Origin of the sequence: Azospirillum sp. (assembly GCF_035627195.1) — a bacterium.
Classification (GTDB): domain Bacteria; phylum Pseudomonadota; class Alphaproteobacteria; order Azospirillales; family Azospirillaceae; genus Azospirillum.
The window spans coordinates 1-8,330 of record NZ_DASPMG010000303.1; the positions used below are offsets into that span (position 1 = coordinate 1).

Here is an 8,330-nt window from a genome sequence, read left to right on the forward strand (position 1 = left end):
CTCGGCGTCGGCGATCTCCGCCGCGCACTCGTCGTACTGCAGGTTCACGAAGCGCACCCCCGGCACCGCCAGCACCGGACCCCACGCCTCCAGCCGCGTGTACGCCCCCGCGCGCTCTCGCGTCATCAGCCCGCTGCGCCAGCCGATCCCCACCACCAGCCCCGGGCCCAGCGCCGCCACCCGCTCCCGCCACGCCCGCACCCGCTCCGCATCCGCCACCAGCCACGACGCGCGCGCCGGAAAACGGCGCAGCTCCGGCCGCAGGAAGCGCGGCAGGCTTCCCGCCGGGACGTGCACGTCGGCGTCGCGCGGGTCGTCCGTTGGCGCCCGCACGGTGGCGGTCGGGAAGGACCGGGCGAACAGGCCGGCGAGGCGCGGGTCGCATTCGACGATCACATGCCTCGCCCGGCCGATCAGGTCGGCGTAGCAGGACGCGAACATTAGCTCGTCGCCCACCCCCTGCTCACGCCACACCAGCACACGGGCGGCGTTGACGTTCTCGCCACGCCAGGAACGCATGGCGAAGCGGCGGGCATGGGGCCGGAACTCATCGGTCGAGAAGCGCCAGTCGTGCTCCGGCCAGCCCTGGCGCAGGTCGCCGCGCTCAAGCAGGAAGAAGGCAAGGTTGTGGTGCGCCTGCGCGTTGCGCGGGTCCGCGGCGAGCGCCTGACGGTACTCGGCCAGCGCCTCGTCCGGCCGGTGCCGGCGTTGCAGCAGGAGGGCAAGGTTGCTGTGCGCATCGGTCAGCCCGGCGTCGAGCGTGATCGCCGTTCGGTGGTGCGTCTCGGCCTCGTCCAGGCGGCCGAGGGCGGAGCAGGCGTTGCCCAGGTTCGTCCATGCCGCCGCGAGGCTGCCGTTCACCGTGACGGCGCGCCGCAGGGCGGTCGCGGCGGCGTCGAACCGTTCCAGGCCGAGCAGGACCGTTCCCAGGTTGGTGTGGGCGTCGGCGAAGGCGGGATCGAGGGCGAGTGCGCGCCGGTGCGCCGCGGCGGCCCCGTCGCGCCGGCCGCCGGCCGCCAGCAGGTTCCCCAGGTGCGTGTGCGTGAGCGCCAGGTCAGGGCGCAGCCGCGCGGCGCGCCGGCAGGCCCGCTCGGCCTCCTCCACGCGCTTGGCGCCGTACAGCGCGGCCGTGTGGTTGACCCAATGCCCGGCGGCATCCGGCTGTGCGGCGATGGCGTTGCGCTGGGCCGCCTCCGCCGCGCCGCTCCGCCCCATCAGGCGCAACGCGTCGGCAAGACCGGCGTAGGCGGCGGCGTTGCCGGGATCGGCCACGGCGGCCACGGCGAAATGCGACGCGGCCGCTTCGACGTCGCCCTGCCGCTTGCGGATCACGCCCAGCAGGTGGTGGGCGACCGGATGGCGTGGCCGGCCGGACAGCGCCTCGTGCGCCGCCGCCGCGGCGCCCTGGAGGTCGCCGGCGCGATAGCGGGCGATGGCCTCCTGAACAACGGCCTCGACGTCGGGTTCGGGCGCAGGTTCGGGCGCCGCGAGCCGGCGGAGACGGTGGGCGACGGTGGCCAGAGTGTCGGCGAGGGTCTCGCCGGGGCGGGGCTGGAACAAGCGCATGGCCGGGAACCACGGGCGGACGGCGCTGCTCAGCTGCGTCCAGTCCGGCCCGCCCAGGCGCCACACCGGCGTGCCGACCGCCGCCGCCAGTTCGCCCACCGAGGTGGCCGGCGACACGACGAGGTCGAGGTTGGCGATCAGCGCGGCGGTACCTTCGAAGTCGTCCTTGAGGTCGAGGTCGGCCCAGCGGTGGACGATGACGCCGAAGCGGCGCTCCGCGTCCGCCAGTTCGGCCGCGCAGTCGTCGTACTGAAGGTTGACGAAGGTCACGCCGGGCACCTCGAACACCGGCGCCCACTGTTCGATCCGGGTGTAGGCCACCAGCCGGTCGGTGGTCATCAGCTGGCTGCGCCACGCGATGCCGACCCGCAGCCCGGGCCCGAGCGCGTCCAGCCGGCTCCGCCACGCCGCGACGCGGGCGGGATCGGGCTCCAGCCAGCCGGGTCCGCCACGGCGCGATGCGGACGGGAACGCGGCAAGCCGCCCGCGCAGGAACATCGGCAGGCGCCCGGCCGGGACGTGGAGGTCGGCATCGGGCGGCACCACCGTCTCGCCGCCGTCCGCCGCCGTGGTCTCCGCCCGCACCGTCGCCGCCGGGAACGACCGCGCGAACAGGCCGACGAGCCGCGCGTCGCATTCGATCACGACGCGCCCGGCGCGCGCGGTGAGATCGGCGTAGCAGGAAGAAAACAGGATCTCGTCGCCGACACCCTGCTCGCGCCACACCAGGATCGACCGGCCGGCCGGATCCTCCCCACCCCACGGCGGCGCGGCGATGGCGCGGTCGGTGTAACCCTTGGCGCGAAAGCGCCACTGGTATTCCAGCCATCCGCCCCCGAGGTCGCCGCGCTGTAGCCGGATCATGCCAAGGTTGAGGTGCGCCGGTCCGAGCGCCGCATCGAGCAGCAGCGCGCGCGACAGGCACCGCTCGGCCGCCGCCCGATCCCGCGCTAGCCAGAACAGCAGCCCCAGGTTGGCGTGCCCGTCCGCGCAGGCCGGGTCGAGCACGAGCGTGCGGCGCTGAAGCGCCGATGCCTCGTTCAGGCGGCCCTGGATCTGCCGGACCAAGCCCAGGTTGGTGAGGGCGGCGAGATGGTCCGGGGCGAGGCGCAGCGCCCGGTGGTGCAGACGCTCGGCTTCGGCCAGCCGATCCTGCTCCAGGGCGGCGCTCCCGAGCGCGGTGTAGGGGTCGGCCCGGTCGGGCTGCACGACGATGGCACGGCGCCGGCAGGCCGCGCCGGCCGCCACATCGTGACGACAGGCAAGGGAGTGAGCGAGGTTGTTGAGGGCGTGGAGGTAGTCCGGCCGAAGCGTTAGCGCCCTGCGGTACGCTGCCTCCGCCCCACCGGTGTCGCCCTGCCCGTCCAGGCCAGTGCCCAGGCCGTTGAGCGCCGCCGCGTCGTTGGGGGTGAGCACCAGCGCGCGCCGCAGGGCGGCGGCTCCGTCCTGCGGTCGCCGCAGCTCGATCAGCGACAGCCCGAGGTTGTTGTGCGCCGCCGCCAGCCCGCGATCGATCGACAGGCAGCGGCGATAGCACGCCGCGGCCTCCGCGAACCGGTGCAGGCCGTGCAACGCACGGCCCAGGGCAAAGTGCAGGATCACGTCGCCGGGATGCGCTTCGGCGCCGCCGCGCAGGATGGGTTCGGCCTCCGCGAAACGGCCGGCCTCGACCAGCGCCAGCCCAAGCTCCGTGCTCAGTTCGGCGTCGGCCGGCGTATCGCGTAGGGCCCGGCGCAGCGCCACCTCGGCGTCCGGGTGGCGCATGGCCCGCATGACCAGGGCCAGTGCCCGCCACGCGCCGGCGTGCTCGGGCGCGCGTTGCACCACGCCGAACAGGCCGTGCGCAGCGGCGTCGAAACGGCCGAGTGCGCGGTGCAGCAAGCCCAGGCTGTAGAGGGCATCGAGGTGGTGCGGCTCGTCCGCCAAAACGCGCTCATAGAGCGCCTCGGCTTGGGCGAGATGGCCGTCCCGATGCAACGCGACGGCCTGGGTGAACAGCGGCCCGGTCGTGGTGGACGTCACGGCGTCGGGTCGGATGGTCCATCGGGCGGAAGATCGCCGTCATGGCCGCCGTCATGGCCGCCCTCATGGCCACCCTCCTGGCCGCTGTCGATTGCCCCGGCGGCGGTGGTCTTGAACATCTTCCGGCAGACCTTCAATGCCCGATAGTAGTTGCGCGCGTCCACCAGTTCGCTGATCTCGTCCAGCTCTGCCGCGCACTCCGGGCGCGCGGCGCGCGTTTCGTCGAGAATGTTCTCGAAGCGCGCGTGGTTCAGCCGGGCGTCCTCCGGAAAGATGTAAATCAGCTGGATGACGAAATAGAGCTTCTTTTCGATGCAGTCGATCTGCTCTTCCTTCAACACCTCCCGCCCGCGCAGAAAGTTCGCGGTGTTGTAAAGGTAGAATGAGCCAGGCCGATCGCCGGCGCCGATCACGGCACCATTGATGATGACCTTCTCGTTGGGACGAAGGACGAACTTGAGGGGCATGAGATCGAACCCGGTGCCTGCCAAAACGGGACACGGCGCCGAGGGCGCCGTGACGAGTACCAATGGAAACGGGCGGCGGCTTGCGCCGCCGCCCGCCCGGGCTTGATCCTACCCGAAGTCCGCGGCTTAGAACAGCCGCAGGATGGACTGCTGCGACTGGTTGGCCAGCGAGAGGGCGATGGTGCCCAGCTGCTGCCGGGTTTGCAGCATCAGCAGGCCGGCACCTTCCTCGTTCTGGTCGGCCAGCGTCATCTTGTTGGCGCCCTCGACCAGCACGTCGCTGAACTCCTTGGTGAAGTTTTCGCGGGTCGTGATGATGTTGAGGTTCGTCGACAGCGTCTGCGAGGACGACCGCAGCTTTGCCTTCGCCTTGTCCAGGCCTTCCACCGCCTTGTCGATGTCGGCGCGGTCGGTCCAGTCGTTCTGGGCGAAGTCGACCTGCAGACCCTGGCCGCTGGTGGTCAGGTTCTGGGCACCCAGCGTGATCGAGTTGGTGTTCTTCTCGTTCAGCTGGACGGTCAGGTCGTTCGAGGTGTTGGCGTTGGTCACCTGCACGGTCACCAGGTTCGCCGCCGAACTGGCCGACGCCGCCTGCTTGACCGTCTTCTGGTCGACGCTGAAGCGCACGGTGCCGGTGTCGAAGGCGAACGACTGCTCACCGTTGGCCAGCTTGCCTTCGCCGCGCTCGTTCATGCCGTCGCGGGTGACGACGGTGCCCTGCAGGTTGGAGACGGAGATCGACAGGTCGACCTTCTTCTCGATGACCGACACGCCGTTGCCGCCGTTGGCCGCCTTCTCGAGCAGCGTGCGGTCGACCGTGAACGACACCACGGTGCCCGACGCGAAGCTCTCGGAGATGTGCTTGCTCAGCGCGTTGGTGGCCGACGCGCTGACCGTCATCTCGCGCGCCTGGCTGGCGTTCGTCGCACCCGTCAGCGTCAGGTCGCCGTTCGCGGCCACGGTCGCCGTGGCGACGTCGTAGCTGGTGCCCGACAGACGGCCGCTCGAGATCGCGGTGCTGATCGACGCCTGCAGCTTCGAGGCGATCGCCATCTTCGCGGTGGTGGTCATGTTCACGTCGGCCGAAGTCGCCGTGTACGAGAACGTCTGGCCTTCCACCGTGATCGAGAAGATGTCGCCGGCCTCGATCGTGCCGCTCAGGCTGACGCTCGTCACCTGCGGCGTGCCCGACTTGGCGGCGGTGGAGGTGTTGGCGGCGATCGTCTGGCTGTTGTCGAAGTAGGCGATGGTGCGCGACTCGTTGCCGTCGCTCACGATGAAGGTGCGCTGCTGGCCGGTGGCGCCGCGAACCTCGATGCTGACGTCGGAGAAGTTGCCGAGCGTCGAGGACATCGTGCCCGACATCTTCAGGCCGGTCAGGCCGCGCGCCGCTTCGGCGTTGGCGATGTCGCCGGCCGCACCCTCGATCGAGCCGTCGCCCTTCACGCGAACCGTGTAGGTGTCGGCCGACACGACGTTGGTGACGCGGGCGTTCTCGACGCCGGTGATGGAGTTCACCGCGGTGCGCGAGGCGCTGGTGGTGTCGAGGCGCAGGCCGTTGCCGGCGAGCAGGTTCTTGCCGCCGTAGCCCGAGTCCTCGGCCAGCTTGTCGATCTGCGCCTTCAACGAGTTGAACTGGGCGGCCAGCGCCTTGCGGGTGGCGACCGAACCGGCGTCATTGCCCAGCGCCGAGTAGGCGGCGGTCGTCAGACCCTTGGCCTGATCGAGCATGGAGTCGATGGAGGTGAGACCCTTGTCGGCGGCCTTGATCGTGCTGATGGCCTGGCCCATCGAATCCTTGAGGGACGACAGGTCGCCGGCGCGCTGCGTCAGACCCTTCGCCGCGAAGTACGCGGTCGGGCCGTCCAGCGCGGTGTTCACCTTGTTGCCGGTCGCCAGAATGTTCTGCTTCTGAGCGATCTTGTCGTTCACATTCTGCAGTTGCAGAAGGTTCGAACGCATCGATGCGCCGAGCGTGACGTCGTTGACAGCCATGGTAGCCACTCCGTTTGGAGGATTGCGGCCGACCGGGGTATCCCGGCGGCGAGGGGACTAATTCCCCTGCGCCGGAGGTAGGCAAGAAGCGGGCCAGTCAGAAATTTCCCGGTACTCAAGGCAATCCGTGCCGCTCGGCAGAAAGGGATAGGCAAATTTTGCCCATCGACCGGCAGAATATGCCGGGTTACCCGCACCCTTTTGCCGGGTCGGCAGCTTCTGCCGGGCGCAGACCGGCAGGAATTGCCGCATCGCCGGCGTCCAGTATGATGGTTTCGCACACTCCCAAAGGCCCGGCGGTGAGCGCAACGCTGCCCCACGACCAGCCGACGCCGAAGCCGGACAACAGCAGGCGATACGACCTTCGGGCGAGTTCGTCCCCCAGCGCCTCGGTCAGGGCCAGCGGGATGGAGGCGGAACTGGTGTTGCCGTGGCCGGCCAGCGCCAGCACGGCCTGCTCCGGCGTGGCGCCGATCTTCTGCGCCAAATGCCGGATCATCTGCGCGTTGGCCTGGTGCAGCACGACGCGGTCGACCTTCGCCATGCTCCAGCCGGCAAGGTCGAGCACCGCGCGGATGTTGCCGGGCACCTCGCGCAGGGTGAAGGCGAACACCTGCGTGCCGTCCATGAACAGATGCGCCGGTTCGTCCGGCCGGCGCAGCGCCCCGCCGGGAACCATCAGGTACGGCGCGCCGGCCCCGTCGCTGCCCAACGCGAAGGCCATCGGTTCGGCTGCATCGTCGAGTTCCAGCGCGGTGGCGGTGGCGGCGTCGCCGAACAGCGGTGCCACGGCGCGGTCGGCGGGGTCCAGCACGCGCGACGTGGTGTCGCCGGCCAGCAGCAGCGCCCGCCGCCCGCCGCACGCCTTCAGCAGCGCCGCCGCCGCCCACAGCCCGTAGACGTAGCCGGAGCAGCCCAGTCCCATGTCGAAGACCGCCGCCCCCTTGGACAAGCCCAGGCGCCGGTGCAGCAGCAGCCCGGTGCCCGGCAGGATGTGGTCGTGCGTCTGCGACACCAGGATCAGCAGCGCCACGTCCTCCGCCGCCCAGCCCAGGCGGTCGAGCAGGCGGCGGGCGGCCGCTTCGGCGAGGTCGGAGGTGCACTGGTGCGGCGGCACCACGTGGCGCGCCTCGATCCCGGTGGCCTTGGCGATGCGCTGCGCGGCGTCCTCGCCGAAGCGCGCGGCGAGGTCGGCGACGGTCTCCCGCCGCTCCGGCACGCAGGACACGATGCCGGCGAGCCGGACACCTTGGATAACGGACGCGACCATGGTGCTTCTCCCCGGCCCGCTTCAGCAGGTGATGCCGCCGTCCACGACCAGGGTCTGGCCGGTGACGAAGGCGGCGCCATCGCCAAGCAGGAAGCGCACCAGCGGCACCACGTCCTCCACCCGCCCCAACCGGCCCAGCGGCGTGCGGCGGACGATCTGCTCGCGCTGGTCGGCGGCCAGCGTGCCGGACATCTCGGTGTCGAGGTAGCCGGGCGCCACCGAGTTGACGGTGACGGCCAGTCGCCCGACCTCGCGCGCCAGCGACCGCGTCAGCCCGTCCAGCCCCGCCTTGGACGCCGAATAGGCCGCCAGCCCGACGTAGCCGCGCTGCCCGATGATGGAGGAGACGTTGACGATGCGCCCCGGTCCGCGCTTCACCAGCTTGGCGCGCAAAAAGGCGCGCGCCGCCTGGATGGCGCCGGTCAGGTTGACCTGGATGACCTCCGCCGTGTCGACCTCCGGAAAGGTGGCGAGCACGCCTTCGCGGGCGATGCCGGCGTTGTTCACCAGCGCCCACAGCGGCGCGTCGCCGGCCCAGGCCAGGGCGGCGTCGAAGAACGCTTGCACCTCGGCACCGTCGCCGATGCGGCAGGCTTTCCAGAACAGGTCCGGGCCGGCCAGCCGCTCCAGCGCCTCCGACGGTGCGCGCGAGCAGGTCGAGACGCGGAAGCCGTCGGCCAGCAGCGCCTCCACAAGGCCAAGGCCCAGGCCGCGGCTGCCGCCGGTGACGATGACGTGACGCTTCTGGCTCACCCGTTCCCCCCGCGCCGCTTCTTGCCGGACGCCGCCAGTTCGATGCGCTCCACAACATGGACCAGCCGCGGCCGCGCCGCTGGCTCCAGCGCCGCCACGGCGTCGCGGACGGAGGCGCGCACGGACGCCTCCCCCACCCCCGGCGCCGGCACGACGGACGCCGTGAGGATATGGCCGGTGATGGGATTGGCGGCCGCCGTCACAAGCGCGTCCTGCACGCCGGGCGCGGTGAGCAGCAGCGCCTCGACCGCCTCCGG

6 protein-coding genes are annotated in these 8,330 nt (G+C 71.2%); all 6 read right to left on the minus strand.

The genetic code is table 11. The features are described from left to right. Nucleotides 1–3,588, minus strand: a 3,588-nt coding sequence (locus VED21_RS27525; protein ID WP_324888113.1) for a tetratricopeptide repeat protein, incomplete at its 3' end; no start/stop codon positions are given. After that, complete coding sequence (locus VED21_RS27530) at nucleotides 3,585–4,055, minus strand: flagellar biosynthesis repressor FlbT (RefSeq protein ID WP_324888115.1); 471 nt, start codon at nucleotides 4,053–4,055, stop codon at nucleotides 3,585–3,587. The genes VED21_RS27525 and VED21_RS27530, both read right to left, overlap by 4 nt. 126 nt (nucleotides 4,056–4,181) lie before the next feature. Then, entirely contained in the window at nucleotides 4,182–6,050 is a 1,869-nt protein-coding gene (locus tag VED21_RS27535) for a flagellin (protein WP_324888117.1), read from the minus strand. A gap of 187 nt (nucleotides 6,051–6,237) precedes the next feature. Next, nucleotides 6,238–7,320, minus strand: a complete 1,083-nt coding sequence (locus tag VED21_RS27540) for a ketoacyl-ACP synthase III (RefSeq protein WP_324888119.1) — start codon at nucleotides 7,318–7,320, stop codon at nucleotides 6,238–6,240. A 21-nt stretch (nucleotides 7,321–7,341) separates the two neighbouring features. Next, nucleotides 7,342–8,073 (minus strand): SDR family NAD(P)-dependent oxidoreductase, encoded by a 732-nt coding sequence (locus VED21_RS27545; RefSeq protein WP_324888121.1) that lies wholly within the window; start codon nucleotides 8,071–8,073, stop codon nucleotides 7,342–7,344. Beyond that, a partial coding sequence (locus VED21_RS27550) for an AMP-binding enzyme (protein WP_414638317.1) occupies nucleotides 8,070–8,330 on the minus strand: 261 nt, incomplete at its 5' end. The genes VED21_RS27545 and VED21_RS27550, both read right to left, overlap by 4 nt.